Origin of the sequence: Roseateles aquae (assembly GCF_032337115.1) — a bacterium.
Taxonomy (GTDB): Bacteria; Pseudomonadota; Gammaproteobacteria; order Burkholderiales; family Burkholderiaceae_C; genus Roseateles_C; species Roseateles_C aquae.
This window is the reverse complement of the sequence record NZ_JAVXZY010000003.1, coordinates 268,439-286,958: the sequence shown is the minus strand read 5'-3', so window position 1 is coordinate 286,958 and position 18,520 is coordinate 268,439. Positions and strand designations below refer to the sequence as shown.

General features: G+C 67.6%; 14 protein-coding genes and 1 tRNA gene. 8 read left to right on the top strand and 7 right to left on the bottom strand.

The genetic code is table 11. The features are described 5' to 3' along the window. Positions 1-114 precede the first annotated feature (114 nt). From RQP53_RS10110 to RQP53_RS10095, 4 genes are all read left to right on the top strand, one after another. Positions 115-948 (top strand): IclR family transcriptional regulator domain-containing protein, encoded by an 834-nt coding sequence (locus RQP53_RS10110; RefSeq protein ID WP_315650180.1) that lies wholly within the window; start codon positions 115-117, stop codon positions 946-948. A 124-nt stretch (positions 949-1,072) separates the two neighbouring features. Then, on the top strand, positions 1,073-2,278 hold the full coding sequence (locus RQP53_RS10105; protein ID WP_315650179.1) for a 4-hydroxybenzoate 3-monooxygenase: 1,206 nt from the start codon (positions 1,073-1,075) through the stop codon (positions 2,276-2,278). A 176-nt stretch (positions 2,279-2,454) separates the two neighbouring features. Beyond that, on the top strand, positions 2,455-4,479 hold the full coding sequence (locus tag RQP53_RS10100) for a M13 family metallopeptidase (protein ID WP_315650178.1): 2,025 nt from the start codon (positions 2,455-2,457) through the stop codon (positions 4,477-4,479). Between the two features lie 64 nt (positions 4,480-4,543). Next, positions 4,544-6,562, top strand: coding sequence for a M13 family metallopeptidase (locus RQP53_RS10095; RefSeq protein WP_315650177.1), 2,019 nt, complete (start codon positions 4,544-4,546; stop codon positions 6,560-6,562). Between the two features lie 90 nt (positions 6,563-6,652). Here RQP53_RS10095 and RQP53_RS10090 read toward each other — a convergent pair whose 3' ends face one another. From RQP53_RS10090 to RQP53_RS10075, 4 genes are all read right to left on the bottom strand, one after another. Further along, positions 6,653-7,339 carry an ABC transporter ATP-binding protein gene (locus RQP53_RS10090; RefSeq protein ID WP_315650176.1) on the bottom strand — a complete coding sequence of 229 codons (687 nt, stop codon included), beginning with the start codon at positions 7,337-7,339 and terminating at the stop codon, positions 6,653-6,655. A gap of 49 nt (positions 7,340-7,388) precedes the next feature. Beyond that, positions 7,389-8,621, bottom strand: a complete 1,233-nt coding sequence (locus RQP53_RS10085; RefSeq protein ID WP_315650175.1) for an ABC transporter permease — start codon at positions 8,619-8,621, stop codon at positions 7,389-7,391. Between the two features lie 3 nt (positions 8,622-8,624). Then, complete coding sequence (locus RQP53_RS10080; protein ID WP_315650174.1) at positions 8,625-9,872, bottom strand: efflux RND transporter periplasmic adaptor subunit; 1,248 nt, start codon at positions 9,870-9,872, stop codon at positions 8,625-8,627. Between the two features lie 98 nt (positions 9,873-9,970). Next, positions 9,971-10,366, bottom strand: a complete 396-nt coding sequence (locus RQP53_RS10075) for a MerR family transcriptional regulator (protein ID WP_315650173.1) — start codon at positions 10,364-10,366, stop codon at positions 9,971-9,973. A gap of 82 nt (positions 10,367-10,448) precedes the next feature. Between RQP53_RS10075 and RQP53_RS10070 the strand changes: the two genes are divergently transcribed. The 3 genes from RQP53_RS10070 (at position 10,449) to RQP53_RS10060 (ending at position 13,528) form a co-directional block, all read left to right on the top strand. After that, positions 10,449-10,910 (top strand): hypothetical protein, encoded by a 462-nt coding sequence (locus RQP53_RS10070; protein WP_315650172.1) that lies wholly within the window; start codon positions 10,449-10,451, stop codon positions 10,908-10,910. Between the two features lie 170 nt (positions 10,911-11,080). Then, positions 11,081-13,165 carry a putative bifunctional diguanylate cyclase/phosphodiesterase gene (locus RQP53_RS10065; RefSeq protein ID WP_315650171.1) on the top strand — a complete coding sequence of 695 codons (2,085 nt, stop codon included), beginning with the start codon at positions 11,081-11,083 and terminating at the stop codon, positions 13,163-13,165. A 60-nt stretch (positions 13,166-13,225) separates the two neighbouring features. Then, the gene (locus RQP53_RS10060) at positions 13,226-13,528 is read left to right on the top strand and encodes a hypothetical protein (RefSeq protein ID WP_315650170.1); all 303 of its coding nucleotides are present in this window, start codon (positions 13,226-13,228) and stop codon (positions 13,526-13,528) included. 548 nt (positions 13,529-14,076) lie between these two features. On the opposite strand, the gene RQP53_RS10055 is transcribed toward RQP53_RS10060, so the two are convergent. Together RQP53_RS10055 and RQP53_RS10050 are read right to left on the bottom strand one after the other, a co-directional pair. Then, positions 14,077-14,161, bottom strand: a tRNA-Leu gene (locus RQP53_RS10055). Between the two features lie 98 nt (positions 14,162-14,259). After that, on the bottom strand, positions 14,260-15,657 hold the full coding sequence (locus RQP53_RS10050; protein WP_315650169.1) for a pyridoxal phosphate-dependent decarboxylase family protein: 1,398 nt from the start codon (positions 15,655-15,657) through the stop codon (positions 14,260-14,262). Between the two features lie 72 nt (positions 15,658-15,729). Between RQP53_RS10050 and RQP53_RS10045 the strand changes: the two genes are divergently transcribed. Next, positions 15,730-17,211, top strand: coding sequence for an aminotransferase-like domain-containing protein (locus RQP53_RS10045; RefSeq protein ID WP_315650168.1), 1,482 nt, complete (start codon positions 15,730-15,732; stop codon positions 17,209-17,211). On the opposite strand, the gene RQP53_RS10040 is transcribed toward RQP53_RS10045, so the two are convergent. Next, positions 17,111-18,517 carry an FAD-binding oxidoreductase gene (locus RQP53_RS10040; RefSeq protein WP_315650167.1) on the bottom strand — a complete coding sequence of 469 codons (1,407 nt, stop codon included), beginning with the start codon at positions 18,515-18,517 and terminating at the stop codon, positions 17,111-17,113. The two genes, RQP53_RS10045 and RQP53_RS10040, sit on opposite strands and share 101 nt — an antisense overlap. Positions 18,518-18,520 lie beyond the last annotated feature (3 nt).

Here is an 18,520-nt window from a genome sequence, read left to right as displayed (position 1 = left end):
CACCGCCCCAAATGCGGGGATGACCCAAGACACAGCCGGTAGCAACTCCTATAGTCAGCGCCTGACCTGCTTGCGCCCAGCGGAATTGGGCGCCATTCGCACACCTACTGCCACATGTCTGCTGCTCGCGCTTTTGAAGATCTGGCCGCTGTTGCGGCGCCCGTCCCGGCCGTCGCTGCGCCCGAAACTTCCGGCCCGCTGAAGCGCGATCTGGTCGCCGGCCTGGAAAAGGGTCTCGCCGTGATCGAAGCTTTCGACCAGGAACGCCCCCGGCTGACGATCAGTGAGGTCGCGGCTCGTACCGGCCTGACCCGTGCCGCCGCCCGTCGCTATCTGCTGACTCTGACCTATCTGGGCTTTGTCTCGCAGGACCGAAAGATGTTCGCCCTGACCCCCAAGGTCTTGCGTTTGGGTCAGAGCTATATGCACTCGGCCCGCCTGCCACGCATCGTCGAGCCCGAGCTTCACAAGCTGGCCTACGCGCTGAAAGAGGCCAGTGCGGCCGGGGTGCTCGACGGCAGCGATGTCATTTGCATTGCCGCCACCAGCGCCGGCCGCGTCGTATCGCCAACGCTGCAACCTGGCACCCGTGTGCCGGCCTTCTGTTCAGGCAATGGCCGCGTGATGCTGGCCGCGCTGCCGCAAAACGAGGTCGACAGCTGGATCGCCCGCCAGGAACTCAGCCCAATGACGCCGCACACGGTGACCCATCCCGAGCGGCTGCGTATCGAGATCGCCCGCGCCCGGGCGCTGGGCTATGCCTGTATCGACCAGGAGCTGGAACTGGGCCTGCGCACTGTCGCCGTACCGCTGAAGAACTACCGCGGCGATGTGGTGGCTGCGATGAACATCAGCGTTCATGCCTCACGCATGAGCATGGACCAGTTGGTTGAGCACTGCCTGCCGCCGCTGCTGCAGGCCCAGGCGCATCTGCGCATGTTGCTCTGAGGGGGCTTCCCCGCACTCTCCCTGACTCGCCAAGCCTTTGACGCTGGGCTATGCTGGGCTCGGCCGAGCCAGCAGGCAAGGCCTGACCCTTGTAGACCGCCTCGCGCGGGTCTGGGAGCCACCCATGCAGCGCACGCAGATCGCGATCGTCGGTGCCGGGCCCACGGGCCTGTTGCTTGGCGCCTTGCTGCACCGGGCCGGCATCAGCAATGTGATCGTCGAGCGCTGCCGCGCTGAAGACATCCTCGCCCGGTCGCAAGCCTGCGTGTTGGAGGATGACAGCATCGCCGTGTTGAACGCCGCCGGGCTGTCACTCGGCGCCCAGGCGCTGCGTCAAGACAGCCTGCTGCTCAGTGTCGATGGCCGCAGCCACCGTGTCGAGCTGGCCCGCCTGACGGCGGGGCGCGGCCTGACACAGTGCAGTCAGACCGAGCTGACCCGCTCGCTGATGCGGGCCCGTGCAGCGGCCGGCATGCACACCATCTATGAAGCGCAGCAGGTCAGCCTGCACGGCTTTCTTGGTGCCGATGCGCCGCTGCTGCGCTATCGCAAGCAGGACCAGGATCACGAAATCCGCTGCGACTACATCGCCGGCTGCGATGGTTTTCACGGCGTGTCCCGCGCCAGCGTGCCGCCCGACGCTTACCGCTGCTATGAGCGCCTTTATCCCTTTGGCTGGCTCGGCGTGCTGGCCGAATGCCCGGCGGCGGCGCCAGAACTGTTGCTGGCCCAGCACCCGCGCGGCTTTGCGCTGTCGGTCATGGCCGGCCCCCAGCGCAGCCACAGCTATATCCAATGCAGCCTGAGTGACCGTCTGACGCAGTGGAGCGACACGCAGTTCTGGGCCGAACTGCGCCGCCGACTCGGCCCGGACTTGGGTTCCACCCTGCCGGTGGCACCCGCGCTGGACATGAGCATCACCCCCCTGCGCAGCTTTGTGCTCGAACCGGTCCGCTTCGGCCGCCTGCTGCTGGCCGGCGATGCGGCACATGTCGTGCCACCAACTGGCGCCAAAGGGCTGAATCTGGCCGCAACCGACACGCAGGAGCTGTCGGAGGCACTCGCCCAAGCCTGCCGTGGCGATCATGCGGAACAAGGGCTCAACAACTACTCGGAGCGCGCACTGCGCCGCACCTGGCGGGCAGAACGCTTCAGCTGGGCGCTGACCCGGTTGCTGCACAGCTTTCCCGATCAGAACAGCTTTGATCAAAGAATCCAGCAGGCGGAGTTGGAGCACTTGCTCGACTCCAGGGCGGCCCAAACGGTGCTGGCGGAGAGCTTCGTGGGGCAGCCCGCAAGCGCTGGCGGCGCCCCTGGGGTCTTCACCTAGATCGTCGTCAAAAACCATCGGCGACGTCAGCCTGACGCGATACTTATCGGCTGACTTTTGGCTGCACTCGGCTCGCCGCCTAGTCTCCCGGCCACACCAGCCTGCCGCGCCTGCATGCCGGCGGCCCCTGGCGTCCTACCCGGCGCGCCAGGATCCAACCGTTCACACCACACACGATGAAGCTAAAACTCACCACCCTGGCGCTGTTGCTGCAATTGGCCGGCGCCTGCATGGCCGCGCCGGCCTCGCCAACAAGCACTGGCCTTGACACCAAGGGCTTCGACACCACCGTGCGCGCCCAGGACGATCTGTTCCGCGCCGCCAATGGCGGCTGGCTGAACCGCACCAAGATTCCCGCCGACAAGGCCGACTACGGCGCCTTCACCATGTTGGCCGACCAAAGCGATGCCCAGGTGCGCGCCATCGTCGACGAGCTGGCGCGCAGTCAGCCCCCGCTCGGCAGCATTGAGCAAAAGGTGGGCGCCTTCTACAAGAGCTATCTGGACACCGCCGGCATCGACAAGGCCGGCCTGCAAGCGCTGAAACAGCGCCTCGCCGACATTGCGGCGATCAGTTCCCGCGCCGAACTGGCGAAATGGCTGGGCCGTGCTCAGGGCCAGCTGGGCACCCCGATCCAGCTCGACGTCACGGCCGACTTCAAGCACCCGGAAATCAACCGTGTGATGAGCTGGCAAGGCGGCCTCGGCTTGCCGGACCGCGACTACTACCTCAAGCAGGACGACAAGCGCCTGCAAAAGGCCTATCAGGCCTACGCTCAGTACCTGAACAAGCTGGCCACGCTGGCCGGTGACAAGCAGGCCGTCGAAAGCGCCCGCCGCGCCCTGGCGCTGGAGCAAAAGATTGCCGCCGCGCACTGGGGCAAGGTCGAGACCCGCGATCCGGAAAAGATCTACAACCCGATGAATCTGGCTCAGCTGAACGCCGCAGCACCGGGCTTTGATTGGGCCGCCTTCCTGGCCGCCGCGTCGCTGCCGCAGGACGACACGCTGATCATTGGCCAGCCCAGCACCGTCACGGCAGTCGCCAAGCTGGCCGCTGAAGAGTCGCTCGACGATTGGAAAGCCTATCTGAGCCTGCGCACCATCGACACCCTGGCCGACCTGCTGCCCAAGGCCTTCCGCGACGCCAGCTTTGCCTTCCACGGCAAGGCACTGACCGGCGCTCAGGCCGACCAGCCGCGCTGGCAAAAAGCCATTGCCGAACTCAACGGCGCCATGGGCGAGGCCGTGGGCCAGCTCTATGTGGCCAAGCATTTCCCACCGGCGCACAAGCAGCGCATGCAGGAACTGGTCAAGAACCTGCTGGCAGCCTATCGCGAATCGATCGAGGCGCTCAGCTGGATGACCCCGGCGACCAAGGCGCAGGCCCAGGACAAGCTGTCCAAGTACATGACCAAAATCGGTTACCCCGACAACTGGCGCGACTACAGCAAGCTCGAAGTCCAGGCCGGCGATGCGCTGGGCAACTCGCTGCGCGCCGCGCAGTTCAACTGGGCGCGCACCGCCGCCAAGGCCGGCAAGCCGGTTGACCGCGCTGAGTGGGGCATGACACCGCAGACGGTCAACGCCTACTACAACCCCTCGCTCAACGAGATCGTCTTCCCGGCCGCCATCCTGCAAGCGCCCTTCTTCGACATGGCGGCCGACGATGCGGTCAACTACGGCGCCATCGGTGCCGTGATCGGCCATGAGATCAGCCATGGCTTTGATGACGAAGGCAGCAAGTTCGACGGCGACGGCGCGCTGCGCAACTGGTGGACAGAAGACGATCGCAAGGCCTTCGAGTCGGTCACCGCACGCCTGATCGAGCAGTACAACGGCTATCAGCCGATTGCCGGCAAGCACCTGAACGGCAAGCTGACGCTGGGCGAGAACATCGCCGATCTGTCCGGCCTGCAGATCGCCTTCAAGGCCTATCAGGCCTCGCTCAAGGGCGCGCCGGCCCCGGTGATCGATGGTCTCAACGGCGAGCAGCGCTTCTTCCTCGGCTGGGCCCAGGCCTGGCGCGAAAAAACCCGTGAGGAACGCTCGCTGCAACTGCTGACCATTGACCCGCACTCGCCTCCCAAGTTCCGTGCCAACGGCGCCGCCGTCAATCACGACGGCTTCCACAAGGCCTTCGGCACCAAGCCGGGCGACAAGATGTTCAAGCCCGAGGCCGAGCGCATCCGCATCTGGTAATTGACGGGCATCGGGCGCCGCTGCCGGCGCCCCGCCCTTCCGCCATCCATCACCCCCCATCCCGATGAAACTTCAGCAACTCAGCACCCTTTCCCTGCTGGTGGCACTCAGCCTCGGCACCCAGGCCCATGAGGCCGCCTCCGGCGTCAGCCAGAACGGCTTTGACAGCGCCGTGCGCGTCCAGGACGACCTGTTCCGCGCCGTCAACGGGGGCTGGATCAAGGCCACCGAGATGCCGGCCGACAAGTCGCGCTACGGCACCTTCGAGCTGCTGCGCGACAGCTCCGACGCGCGCGTCCGCGCGCTGATCGAGGCACTCGCTGCCCAGCCGCAAACGGCCGGCAGCAAGGAATTCAAGATCGCCGCCTACTACAAGGCCCATCTGGACACCGCCGCGATCGACAAGGCCGGCTTCACGCCCGTACAGCCGCTGCTGGCCGAGATCCAGGCCATCGATTCCGCCAAGGCCCTGGCCCGCTGGCTGGGCGGCGCCCAGCTGCGCAGCAGCTCGCCGGTGCGCGTCTTCGTCGCCCCCGATGCCAAGAAACCTACCGTCAACGGTGCGCGCATGTTCCAAAGCGGCCTGGGTCTGCCAGACCGCGACTACTACCTGAAGAAGGACGATGCCCGCCTGTCCAAGGCGCGCGAGGCCTATCGTGACTACCTGGTCAAGCTGGCCGGCTTTGCCGGTGAGGCCGATGGCAGCGCCGCCGCCGGCCGCGTGCTGGCGCTGGAAGAGCGCATGGCCGCGGTGCATTGGGACAAGGTCGAGAACCGCGACCCGGTCAAGACCTACAACCCGATGAGCCCCGCCGAACTGGCCCAGCGCGCCCCGGGCTTCGACTGGAACGCCTACCTCGATGCCGCCGGCCTGGGCGGCATGACCAGCATCGCCGTTGCCCAACCCAGCGCCATCACCGGCATCGCCAAGCTGCTGGCCGAGGTGCCGCTGGACGACTGGAAGCTCTACCTGCGCCTGCATGCGCTGAATGCCAATGCCGAGGTGCTGCCGCAGGCGCTGCGCGAAGCCAGCTTCGCCTTCAACGGCCAGGCGCTGTCGGGCGCCAAGGTCGAGCAGCCGCGCTGGCAGAAGAGCATCGGTGAGGTCAACGGGGCGCTGGGCGAGGCCATTGGCGAGCTCTATGTGGCCAAGCACTTCCCGCCCGCCGCCAAGGCGCGGATGCAGGCCCTGGTGGTCAATCTGCTGGCCGCCTACCGCGACTCGATCGACGGCCTCTCGTGGATGAGCGCCGAGACCAAGAAGCAGGCGCAGGACAAACTCTCCAAATACGTGACCAAGATCGGCTACCCCGACAAGTGGCGCGACTACAGCAAGCTCGAAGTCCGCGAGGGTGATGCCTTTGGCAACCGCCAGCGCGCCGGCGCCTTTGCCTGGGCGCGAATGATTGCCAAGGCCGGCAAGCCGGTGGACCGCAGCGAATGGGGCATGACGCCGCAAACCGTCAATGCCTATTACAGCCCGTTGGCCAATGAGATCGTCTTCCCGGCCGCCATCCTGCAGCCGCCCTTCTTCGACATGAATGCCGACGACGCGGTCAACTACGGCGCCATCGGTGCCGTCATCGGCCACGAGATCAGCCACGGCTTCGACGACAAGGGCAGCCAGTACGACGGCGACGGCGTCTTGCGCAACTGGTGGAGCGAGGCCGATCGCAAGGCCTTCGACGGCATCGCCGCCAAGCTGGTCGCCCAGTACGATGGCTATGAGCCCATCGCCGGCAAGCATGTCAACGGCAAGCTGACGTTGGGCGAGAACATCGCTGATCTGTCCGGCCTGCAGATCGCCTACAAGGCCTACCAGCGCTCGCTGGGCGGCAAGCCCGCGGCGGTGATTGGCGGCTACAGCGGCGAGCAGCGCTTCTTCCTCGGCTGGTCGCAATCCTGGCGCGAGAAGGCCCGCGAGGAACGCATGCTGCAGCTGATCACCACCGATCCGCACTCGCCCGGCGAGTTCCGCGCCAACGGTGCCGCGGTCAATCATGACGGCTTCCACCAGGCCTTTGGCACCAAGGAAGGCGACAAAATGTTCAAGCCCGAAGCCGAGCGCATCCGCATCTGGTGAGCGATGGGCAGGCCAGACCTGCCCCCACATCGCTTCGCCCCATCGAAGGCCCGGCACTGCCGGGCCTTTTTCATGCCAGGCCGCGTGGCCTCAAACCACCTGTCCGTCGACCACCTCGATGGTCTTGTCGCAACGCAGCGCCAGCGCCGGGTTGTGGGTGACGAAGAGCACCGCCGTGCCATGTTCGCGATTGACCTGGCGCAGCAGCTCGAACACCGCGTCGGCCGATTTGGTGTCCAGATTGCCGGTCGGCTCGTCAGCCAGCAGCAGGGCCGGCTGCATGGCCAGGGCCCGCGCCACCGCCACGCGCTGCTGCTGCCCGCCCGACAGACGGCCGGCCGGCGCATCGCGCCAGCGCGTCAGGCCCACGCTGTCGATCAAGGACTCGGCGCGTTCGCGCATCGCCGCGTTGGGAAAACCGTTCAAGCCCAGCATCGGCAGCATGACGTTCTCCAGCGCACTGAAGGCGCCGAGCAGGTGGTGGTACTGAAACACAAAACCGATGCTGCGGCCGCGCAGGCGCGTCAGCGCCTGATCGTCCAGCTGCGTCGTCTCCTCACCGGCAATGCTGAGCTGCCCGCTACTGGGCCGGTCCAGCAGGCCGACGATATTGAGCAAGGTACTCTTGCCCGAGCCCGAGGGCCCCATCACCGCGCAGAACTCGCCCGGCGCCAGGGCCAGGTCGATGCCATGCAGGATTTCGACCTCGGTCGGTTCGCCGACATTGAAGGACTTGCGCACCTGCTGCAAGCGCACCACAGCCTCCCGCTCGGTCATCACAGGCTCCCGGCCGAGTGGCCGAGCCGCCACGCGAGGTGATGCCGGCTCAGCCACGAATTGCCACCACGGGGTCAAGTCTTGCCGCGCGCAGCGCCGGTGCCAGTGCGGCCAGGAGGCCGGTCAGCGTCGCCAGCGCCAAGGCGGCCACAAACAGCGGCGGCTCCAGGCTGACGCTGAACATCGCTGTGCCATCCGGGTTGCGCGCATAGGCCAGCCAGAGCATCAGCGCAGCGGCGCCGATCAGGCAGCCCAGCGCCGCACCGCCAAAGCCCAGCACGCCGCCTTGCAGCAGGAACACCCGCATCACCTGGCCGCGCGAAATCCCCATCGCGCGCAGGATGCCGATCTCCTTGGAGCGCTGCACCACCGAGACCACCAGCACGCTGGCGATGCCGAAGGCAACCGACAGGCCGACGAAGAAGCGGATCGCCGTGTTGGCCGTCTGCTGCGACTGCACCGCGCTGAAGAACTGCGCATTGGTCTTGATCCAGCTATCAGCCTGCACGCCGGTGGCGGCGGTGATGCGCTGGGCGATCCGCTCAGCGGCATAGATATCCTGCACGGTGACCTCGATGCTGGTCACGCCGCCGACAAAGCCGAGCAGGCTTTGCGCACTGTGCAGGGCGATATAGCCGGCACGCTGGTTGGCGCCCTTGTTGCCGAGGTCAAGGATGCCGCTGATCTCGAACAGATTGACCGCACCGCTGGCGGCTCTGACGCTGAGCTTGTCACCAATGCCCACGCCCAGATCCGAGGCCAGCTCGATGCCGATCAGGATGTCCGTCGCCCCCAGCCGGGCACGGCCGCGAACGATCTTCTCGCTCAGGCTGACGATGCGGTCGTACTGCTCCAGCTCCACGCCTTGCACGCTGAGTGAGCGGCTGGTGTCGCCGCGCAAGAGCAGGGCCGAGCCGCTGACCGTCGGTGCCGCCACCTTGACCTCGGGCATGCTGCGCAACATGCCTAGCACCGCCTGCCACTGGTCGATCGACTTGAGGCGCTGCAGCGGCGCCTGGATCAAGGTGGCGTGCACCGCCTGATCGGGCTCGTGCAGCACACGCACCGTTTCCTTGGGTGGCAGCAGCTGGATATGCGGCTGGGCGGTCAACACCCGGCGCACGAAGTTGGCCTGCAGGCCCTGCAGCAGGGCCGACATGAACACGATCACCGCCACGCCGATGGCCACGCCGGCCATGATGAACAGCGTCTGCAGGCGACCCTCGCGCAGAAAGCGCGAGGCGACGATCCACTCGAACGGTTGCCAGGTGGCCAGTGCCATCGCTCAGCCCCCGGCCGCGCGCACCCGCTGGCCCTCGCGCAAGCCCGATGTCGGCTCGGTCACCAGCAGCTCGCCCGGCTGCAGGCCGCGCAGCACTTCTGCCCATCCGCCCGAACGCAGGCCCAGGCCGATGTCGGCGCGCTGCAGTCGACCATCGACAACACGCCAGGCCCAGGGCTTGGCACTCTCGGGCTCGTGCACCGCATCAATCGGCAAGACCAGCGCCTGCGGCCGCCGCGCCACTTCGATCTCGACCGACATCGTCATGTCCTGGCGCAGATAGGCCGGCGGCTCGGGCACCCGCAGCCTGACCTCCACCGAGCCGCGCTGGGCATCAACGCCGGGGCTGATCTCGCTGAGCCGGGCCTTGAAGCGCTGCTGCGCATAGGCATCGGCCGAGGCCAGCGCCGACTGGCCGACTTGCAGCAGGCCCAGGCTCTTCTCGTCGATCTGGGCCACCAGCTCGGTCACGCCGCTGGGCGACAGCCGCAGCAGCACCTTGCCGGGCTGCACCACCTGGCCGGGCTCGACCTCGCGATCAATGATCTGGCCGGCTACCGGCGCCGTCAGCCGCAGATAGCTCAAGCGGGCCGCGGCCGCCCCGGCATTGGCCTCGGCCTGGGCCAGCGTGGCGCGGGCAAGCTGCAGATCACTGCCCTGCGGCTGATTGGCGGCCAGCTGGGTGCGCGCACTGCTGGCCTGGGCATCGGCCACATCGAGCACGCGGCGCGCCTCGTCCAGCGCCGCCTGACCGATAAAGCCCTGCTTGAACAAATCCTGCTGACGTCTGAATTGCGCGCCTGCCTGGGCCAGATTGGCGGCCGCCTGCCGCTCGGCCTGCACCGCCAGCGGCGCCTGCACCTCGTTGAACTGGCGCAGCCTGGCCCGGGCCTGCGCCACCGCCAGCTGGGCCGCCGCCAGCGTCGCCCGGGCCTCGCGTTCATCCAGCTCAACCAGGGGCTCGCCCGCAGCCACCATCTGGCCTTCGCGCACCAGCACGCGCAGCACCGTGGCCGTGATCTGCGCGCCGAGTTCCACGCGGTGCGGCGCCTCGACGCGGGCGCTGGCCACCACGCTTTGCACAAGGTCGCGGCGCTGCAACTGCTGCGTCTTCAGCAGCGGTCCTCGCAAGCCACTGGCGGCCCAGAGGCCCAACGCGGCAAGCGTCACCGCGATCGCCCAGACCGTCTTGCTGCCCAGCCACCGCCGCCAGTGGCTTGCACCCGCATCCACCTTGCTGACCTCGCCCATGCTTGTCACCACCTTGTGCGGCCGATTGTGGTCGAGATGGCGGCAGGCAGGAGCGCCCAGTGGCGCATTGATTGACTCAGGTCAATTTCAACCCGTGCTCAAGCCGAGCGCTTGCGAGGGGTTTTCGCCGGGGCCTGTGGCCGCAGCGGACAGTCATCCGGCATGTCCTCCAGCCGCAGCCGCAAGGACTCGCGCAACTCGCTCAGCGCCGCGATGCGGGCGTCGATATCGCCAAGCTTGCGCCGCAGCGCTTCACGCAGCTGCGGCGCCGCATCGGCACCCTGGCCGAGCAGGGGCAGATCGGCTTCGATCTCGGCCAAGGTAAAGCCCAACGCCTGGGCCGTGCGCAGATAGGCCAGCCAGGGCAAGGCTTCGGCCGGGTAATCGCGATAGCCGTTGGCGCTGCGCCGGGGCTGCAGCAGGCCGCGCTTCTCGTAGAAACGCAAGGTGTCGCGGCTGAGGCCGCTGAGTTCGGCAAGTTGTCCGATTTGCATCTCGAGGACGGCAAAAGTGCTTGACCCTGGAGCGTACTCCAGGGCCGAGCATGCGGGCATCTCCACTTGCCCCTCAACTGCAATGACTGCCCTCCGCGACCGCCTGCCGCGCTTCAGCGCCTCTGCCTATCTCCGCCTGGTTCTGGCCAGCGCCGTCTACGATCTGGTCCTGACCAGCCCTTTCGCCACCCCCTGGAGCTTCGCCTGGGTGCATCAGCAGCTGTCCGCGCTGAACCAGGCCCTGGGTGGCCTGCCCCTGCCGGTGTTTGAACCTTTCCATCTGTTGATCGCCGGCCTGCTGGGCAGCATCGTCACCGTCTGGTCGCTGTTGCGCTTGCGCCGCCGCGACGCCAGCCTGGGCCGCTACGACGGCATGGCGCGGCTGCTGTTCAGCAGCTGGATGGCCTGGACCCTCGCCCAGACCGGCCAGCCGCTGCTCTGGCTCTTTCTGCTGCCCGAGGCCGCTTGGGGCATCGCCCAGCTGTGGCCGGTGAACCGCATGCCCGAGCAATGTTCCGTCGCTGCAACAGGGCGGTCTCAGTGAAGGCGCAGCCCTGAGGGCCAAACCCCAAGACCGGAAAAGCGCTTTACATTTGCATCCATGACTGCGCCACCGGATCGGTGGCCGCTCGTCTTTGTCGAGGGTCGTGGATGGGGATGGCGCCTGACAGGTCTGAAGTCGCATGGCCTGCTGCCGACGCAGCGGCCTCGCCCGTGGCGTGGCAAGACCACCTGGCGCTGATTGATGCGTTGCCGCATGCGCTGTGGATGAGCAACGCGCAGGGTCAGTTGCTTGCCGTCAGCAGCCGCCTGCTGCTTGACAGCCAGCTGCCTCGGCAGCAGTTGCTGCAGCAGGGCTGGGCGGCCCTGATCGATGACAAAGACCTGCCGGCGTTCAACGATGCCTGGCAACACTGCCTGCGCACCAAGACCGCCCTGTCACTAGACCTCAGGCTGCGCGGCCACAACGCCGCCGCGCGCTGGCAGCTCTGCCTGGCCGCGCCCTGCCACGACGCACAAGGCCGCCTCAGCCACTGGCTGGGCAGCTTCACCGACATCAGCGCCCGCAAGGAGGCCGAGCAGCAGCTGCGCGAGGCCGATGCCTTGTGGAAGCTGGCGCTGGAGAGCATCGGCGACGGTGTCTGGGACTGGTATGTGCAGACCGGGGTCGAGCTGTTTTCCGAGCGCTATCTGCAGATGTATGGCTTTGATGCCGATGAGATCGAGAACATCTCGCGTACCTTTGATGAGCGCACCCATCCCGACGATATCGCGCAGATGGAGCTGGACCGACGCGCGCATTTCGAGGGCCGCAGCCCGCTCTATGTGAACGAGCATCGCGTCCGCTGCAAGGATGGCAGCTGGAAATGGGTGCTGTCGCGCGGCATGGTGATCAGCCGCGATGCCGAGGGGCGGCCACTGCGCATGGTCGGCACCCACACCGACATCACCGAGCGCAAGGCCGCCGAGGCGCTGATCTGGAAACAGGCTCATTTCGACGCACTGACCGGGCTGCCCAACCGCCGCATGCTGCGCGAGCGCCTCGAGCAAGACCTGACCCTGGCCCGCGCCGCCGGCGAGCAGCTGGCCGTGCTGTTCATCGACCTCGACCATTTCAAGGAGGTCAACGACAGCCTGGGCCACGACCGCGGCGACGCCCTGCTCGTGCAGGCCGCTCAGCGCATCCGCGCAGCGCTGCGACCGCAGGACACCGTGGCGCGCATGGGTGGCGATGAATTCACCGTGCTGCTACCCGCGGTGCCCGACGAGCAATCCCTGAGCGACATTGTCCATGCCTTGATCAAGACCTTGGCCAGCCCCTTCGAGCTCGGCGAGGACCGTGCCTTCGTCTCGGCCAGCATCGGCATCAGCCTGTTCCCGCGCGACGGCGAGCAGATCGAAACCCTGTTCAAGCACGCCGACCAGGCGCTCTACGTGGCCAAGGCGGCGGGGCGCAATCGCTACAGCGTGTTCACGCCGGCACTGCAGGCAGCCGCGCAGCTGCGCATGCGGCTGACCAACGATTTGCGCGAGGCCCTGGCCCGCCAGCAGTTCCGCCTGGTGTTTCAGCCCATCGTCGAACTGCGCACAGGCGCGATCCACAAGGCCGAGGCCTTGCTGCGCTGGTTGCATCCCGAGCATGGCCTGATCAGCCCGGCCGACTTCGTCCCGCTGGCCGAAAGCAGCGGCCTGATCATGGAAATCGACGCCTGGGTCTTTGAGCAGGCCGTCGGGCTGGCGCAGCGCTGGCGAAAGCAGCACGACGCCAACTTCCAGCTCAGCATCAATCGCTCGCCGCTGCAGTTCCGCGGCGAAAGCAAGCACTATGAACACTGGCTGCTACGCCTCGCTGCCAATGGTCTGGCCGGGGCTGGCTTGGCCATGGAGATCACCGAAGGCCTGCTGCTGGACAGCGACGGCGGTGCTCACCAACAGCTCCAGGCCTTGCGCGCGGCCGGCATCAGCATCTCGCTGGACGATTTCGGCACCGGTTACTCCTCGCTGGCCTATCTGCAGCGCTATGAAATCGACTGCCTCAAGATCGATCAAAGCTTTGTTCGCCATCTCGAGGTCGGCAGCAAGGACTTTGCCGTCTGCAAAGCCATCATCACGCTGGCCCACGAGTTGGGCCTGAAGGTGGTGGCCGAGGGCGTCGAGACCCAGGCCCAGCACGAGCTCTTGTTGCAGGCCGGCTGCGACTATGGCCAGGGCTTCTGGTTTGCACGTCCGATGAGTGCCGCCGACATCGAGACGCTGTTGCGCAAGCGGACATCAAGTTCCAGCGACGGCGACCGATAAATACTTCACGGAGCGCCTCAGCGGTTTGGGGCCCGGTCCACCTTCGCCAAGGAGGCCGCCATGAGTTCAGTCACGTCAGTCAGCGCCGCCGGCGCGATGTCGACCGGCAGCGTGCCGGTCAGCCTGGATGCGGAACGCGCCAAGTGCGAGATCCAGCTGGCCGACTGGAGCCACTGTGGCTCCGCCAAGACCCCCGAGGGCAAGGCCAAGATCGACGCCCTGTCTGAACAGCTGGCCACCATCAAGGCCCGGATGCAACGCGCCCAGGCCGCCCACAACGCCAGCCAGCGCGAACAACGCGGCAGCACACCGGCCGCACCAGCCGCCAACGGACTCGGCGCGCACGTCGATCTCTACGCCTGACTTCCGGCCAGCCAGCGCAACAGCCGACTGAGCCATTGGGACGCTGAAAACGCAAAAGGCCAGCACTTTCGTGCTGGCCTTTCTTGTTTGGTGCCGGCTCGCTTGCATGCGAGCCGGCCTCAGCCCAGTAGAGGACTCGGTCACACCGGCGCGACCCCGGCGGCGCTTGCAGGCGCCGCCTTTCTCGTCCTCCCGTCCAGCCTGCAGTGGGCTGGACTTCCTGAGGCAGCACTGAATCAGTCCCCGTGCGCCGCGGCGGGGTCTTTGCGGGAGGCTGGGCAAGGCGCGAGCCGCAGCACAGGCTGGTTGGCCTGTGCAAGGATTGCAACGCCGGCCAGCGCCCGCAAAGGTCCGCCCCTGAAGGGTTTGCGAGAGAAGCGGCCGTCTCGGGCGTTGCAGCGCTCGGCTGTCGGGCCGCCAGCCCGACCTTCGCACTGCGCCTTCGATCCGGCCGCTTCTCTCGCAAACGCGGCATGCGGGGACCGATTCAGTGCTGCCCAAGCCCCAAAACGCAAAAGGCCAGCACTTTCGTGCTGGCCTTTCTTGTTTGGTGCCCAGGAGAGGACTCGAACCTCCACGGAGTTACCCGCTAGTACCTGAAACTAGTGCGTCTACCAATTCCGCCACCTGGGCTTTGTCTTCAGTGCTTTTCAGCAGCGAAGACCGCTACTATAGCACGGGATTTTTGATCTACGCAAACTTTTTCTTGAAATTTCGGAAAAGCTGACCTTTCAAGGCTGATCGGCCTTCAGCGCAGCGCGCAGTGCCTTGTGGACGCGCCGCACGTCGTCGGCGCTGGTGCGCCAGTTGCTGAAAGCCGCGCGAATGGCCCAGCGGCCGGCGTACAGCGTCGGCGTCAGAAAGGCCTCGCCGCGATCACGCAGCCGCTCGAGCAGCGCCTGCACCTCGGCCTGGGTCGTCATGCCCCGCACGGCAAAGCAAACGATATTGAGCCGCACCGGCGCCAGCAACTCCAGCGTCTCATCGGCGGCGACCAGATCACCCAGCAGCCGGGCGCAGTCGATATTGCGCGCCACGATGTCCGCCTGCCCTTCGCGTCCGTAGGCCTGCACCGCAAACCAGGCGGCCAGGGCGCGCCAGCGGCGCGAGTTCTCGGGCGTCAGATGAACGAAGTCGGGCCGCTCGCCCGGCTCGCCCAGATAGGCCGCCGCGTTCTGGAACACCCTCAGCTGCAGCGCGCGGTGACGGGTGAACTGCAGTGCGCTGTCGTAGGGCACGTTCATCCATTTGTGGCAGTCCACGCAGACCGAGTCCGCCGCGTCCAGGCCCGCGACCTGCGAGGCCAGCCGTGCATCAAGCGCCGCGAAGGCGCCGAAGGCGGCATCGACATGCAGCCAGAAGGGGTAGCGCTGGCGCAACGCCGCGATGGCGCGCAAATCATCGAAATCGCCGCTGTTCACCGTACCGGCATTGGCCACCACGATCACCGGTCGCCCCTGCTGGGCCTGCAGCGCCGCCTCGAGCGCCTGCAGATCGACCGCCTCGCGCCCGGGCTGCGTGGCGAGCTTCTGCACCGCCTGGCGCCCCAAGCCCAGCATGGACAGCGCCTTGTGAATGCTGGAATGCGCCGCGCCGGACAGTACGGTGACCGGCCCCAGCGCGGCCACACCTACTTCGCTGACGCGCACGCCCTGCTGCTCGCCCAGCCACTCGCGGGCGATAGCAAGGCCGACGAAGTTCGACATCGTCGCGCCGGAAACAAAAGCGCCCTCATGCGCGGCGCCAAGCCCGAACCAGCCGGCCAGTTCGCGCACCGTCTGCCGCTCCAGCTCGGGCGCCTCGGAGTCCCAGCCGGCCGTCGGGTTCTGGTCAAGCGCCGAGGTCAGCCAGTCGCCGACCAGGCTGGCCGGCGTTGCGCCGCCGGTCACGAAGCCGAGATAGCGCGGCCCGGCACTGGCGGCCAGCCGCGGCAGCCAGCGCGCCTCGAACAGGCACAGTGCCGCGGCGGCGCCGGGCTCGACACTGCGCTCCAGCGGGCCGACGCTGGGCAGCGGATGGATCGCCACCGGTTGCTCTGCGAGCTTGAGCAGGCTGTGCAGCGCGCTGTCGCGCGCCAGGTTCAAGAGCTCGGGCAGTGCGCGCAAGTCGTCTTGCAGGACAGGGTGCATGGCTTTCTCCAGCAGATGAGGGACAGATGCTAGAGTCAACTGGACTGATTCAAGCAATCCAATTGAGCAATCATGGACTGGTCCTTGCTGCGCCACCCGGCGCTGATCCGCGCCCTGCAGGGCTCGCCCCTCTATGCCGCGCTGGCCAGCGCCATGCAGGGCCTGATACTCGGCGGTGAGCTGCTGCCCGGCGATCGACTGCCGCCCGAACGCCTGATGGCCGAGCGACTGGGCATCAGCCGCAGCACCGTGGTCGCGGCCTATGCGAGGCTGGCAGAAGCCGGCTGGGTCAACGCCCGGCAGGGCCAGGGCACGACCGTCAGCGCGGGCCCACCGGGCCACGTCGCCGCCAGCAAGCGTGCGGTACGACTGGGCAACCCGGCGCTGCGCCGCGAAGGCAGCGGCGATCCGGCCTGGGTCGATTTCGCCTTGGCCACGGCCGTGCCCGAACTGGCCTGGCTGCAGCCCAGTGCCCAGGCGGCCAGCCTGGTGCTGCGCGAGAGCGCCTATCAGCCCGAGGGCATGCTGCCGCTGCGCGAGCGCATCGCCGCGCGCTACAGCCGCCAAGGCTTGCCGACCATGCCGGCGCAGGTGCTGGTGTGCGCCGGCGCCCAGCAGGCGATCAGCCTGCTCGCTCAGCACTTTCTGCAGCGCGGCGATCGCGTCTTGCTGGAGTCGCCCAACTACTTCGGCGCGCTTGATGTGTTCCGCTCGGCCGGCGCCATCCTGGACGAGCTGCCGGTGCAAGCACGCGCAGCCCATGCGCCGGCCTTCAGCGCCGCACTGGCCGGCGGCCGGCACAAGCTGGCCTATGTCTGCCCCTCGCTGCACAACCCCTGTGGCATCAGCTGGAGCCGCAGCGCGTCGGAACGGCTGGCCCGAACGGCAGCCCAGGGCAGCGGCCTGCTGCTGGTCGACGACTCGCTGGCCGAGCTGCATTTCGCGCAGACGCCAGCGCCACTGCCGGTGCCGCGAGGCGCGCCCATCGTCCATATCGGCAGCCTGTCCAAGACGCTGTGGGCCGGGCTGCGCATCGGCTGGCTGCGAGCGCCCGAGCCGCTCATCGAGGCGCTGCGCCGCGCCAAGGCCAGTGCCGACATTGCCTGCAGCGCCCTGAGCTCTGCCCTGGCCTGCGATCTGCTGGACCGCTACGACGCCTTGCTGGCGCCGCGGCGCGAGCAGCTGCAGTCACAGGCGGAGCTGTTGCTCGACGGCCTGCACCGGCTGCTGCCGCAATGGCGCGTCCAGCGCCCTGAAGGCGGGCTCTTTCTCTGGGCCGAGTTGCCGCCGCGCGGCCCGGATGCCGAGGCCTGGGTCGAAGCCGCAGCGGCGCAGCGGGTCAAGCTCACACCGGGCAGCGCCATGAGTGCCCACGCAGGCTTCCAACGCCATCTGCGCCTGGCCTTCACCCAGCCCGCCGCGCAGGCGCTGGAGGGGCTGAGCCGGCTAGCGGCTATCGCGGAGGAGGGCCCCACACCGTCAAGCCCAGGCATGCAGCCGGATCAAACAGGCGCTGCACGCGGCCCGACCAGTCCAGCAACTCGGGCGCGCTGAGGTCCCAGTAACTCTGCTGCAGCTGCGGCCCGATGCCGTGCTCGGCACTGAAGCTGCCCTCGAAGCGCTGCACCAGCGCATAGACACCGGCGCGCAGCGCGGCCTCGTCGAGCAGCGGCGCATCCTTGGGCCAGACCAGGTTGAAGTGCATGCCGCCATCGCCCAGATGGCCGAAGTCGGCCAGCTCGGCAGGTGCAAAGTGTTCGGCCAGCCAGGCCCGGCCGGCTTCGCGGAAGGCCATGAAATGCCGCCGTGGCAGCGACACATCGAAGCCGACCACCTTGCCGCGCGCGCGCAAGCCCTCGCTGATGTGGTGGCGCAGCGCCCAGCAGGCGGCATCGGCGCCCAGCACCGCATCGGCCACGCGCTCGCCGAACTCGGCCTCCAGCCAACCCTGCAGCAGTGCCTGCAGATCAAGCTTGTCGGCCGGCAGATCGGACGAGAGTTCGATCAGCAGCGCGTAGTCCGGCAGCTCGCCGCCGAACCAGCGGGAGCGCTCGCCGCCGCAGCTCAGCGCAGCCTCGAAGGCGGCACGCGAGATGCCCTCGCAGGCGCTCACCAGGCTGCCCAGCTCGTCCATCAGCCGCTGGTAGAGCGGCAGCACCGCGTCCAGGCTGTTGGGCGCCACCAGCGCCACGGCCTGCTGACGAGGCAAGCGCGCCAGCTTGAAGGTCGCCTCGGCGATCACGCCTAGGCTGCCCGAGGAACCGATGAAGAGCTGCTGCAGCGGCAGCGCCGCGTTGTCTTTCTGCAGACCCCGGCCCAGGCGCAAGACCTGGCCCTCGGCCGTCACCACCGTCAGGCCCAGCGTGTTGGCGCGTACATCGCCAAAGCGCAGCATGCGCGTACCGCCGGTGTTATGGGCCAGCATGCCACCGACGCTGGGGTCGGCGCTCAGGTCGATGGGCAGCATCAAGCCATGCGGCGCCAGACGCTCGTTGATCTCGGACAGCCGGTAGCCGGCCGAGACGCGCAGCGTGCGGTCAAGCAGATCCAGCTCGAAGACCTCGCGCAGCCGCTCGGTGGCGAGCAGCAGATCGCGCTGGGCATCGGTGGGCGTGCCGGCGCGCACCAGGCCGGTGTGCGCCCCCTGCGGCACGATGCGCAGGCCATGGCGCGCCGCCAGCGGCAGCAGCGCCGCCAGTTCGGCCACGCTGGCCGGCCGCAGCAAGGCCGCGGCCTGCCCGGCGCCATAACGAGCCGCCTCCAGATAGCGAGGCTCAATCGCCGCGCCGGTGGCGACGGGCATTGCGCCGCAGCGTGCTGCGGCCTGGCTCAGAAAGCTGTCCAGCGCGTGGGCCGCCATCGT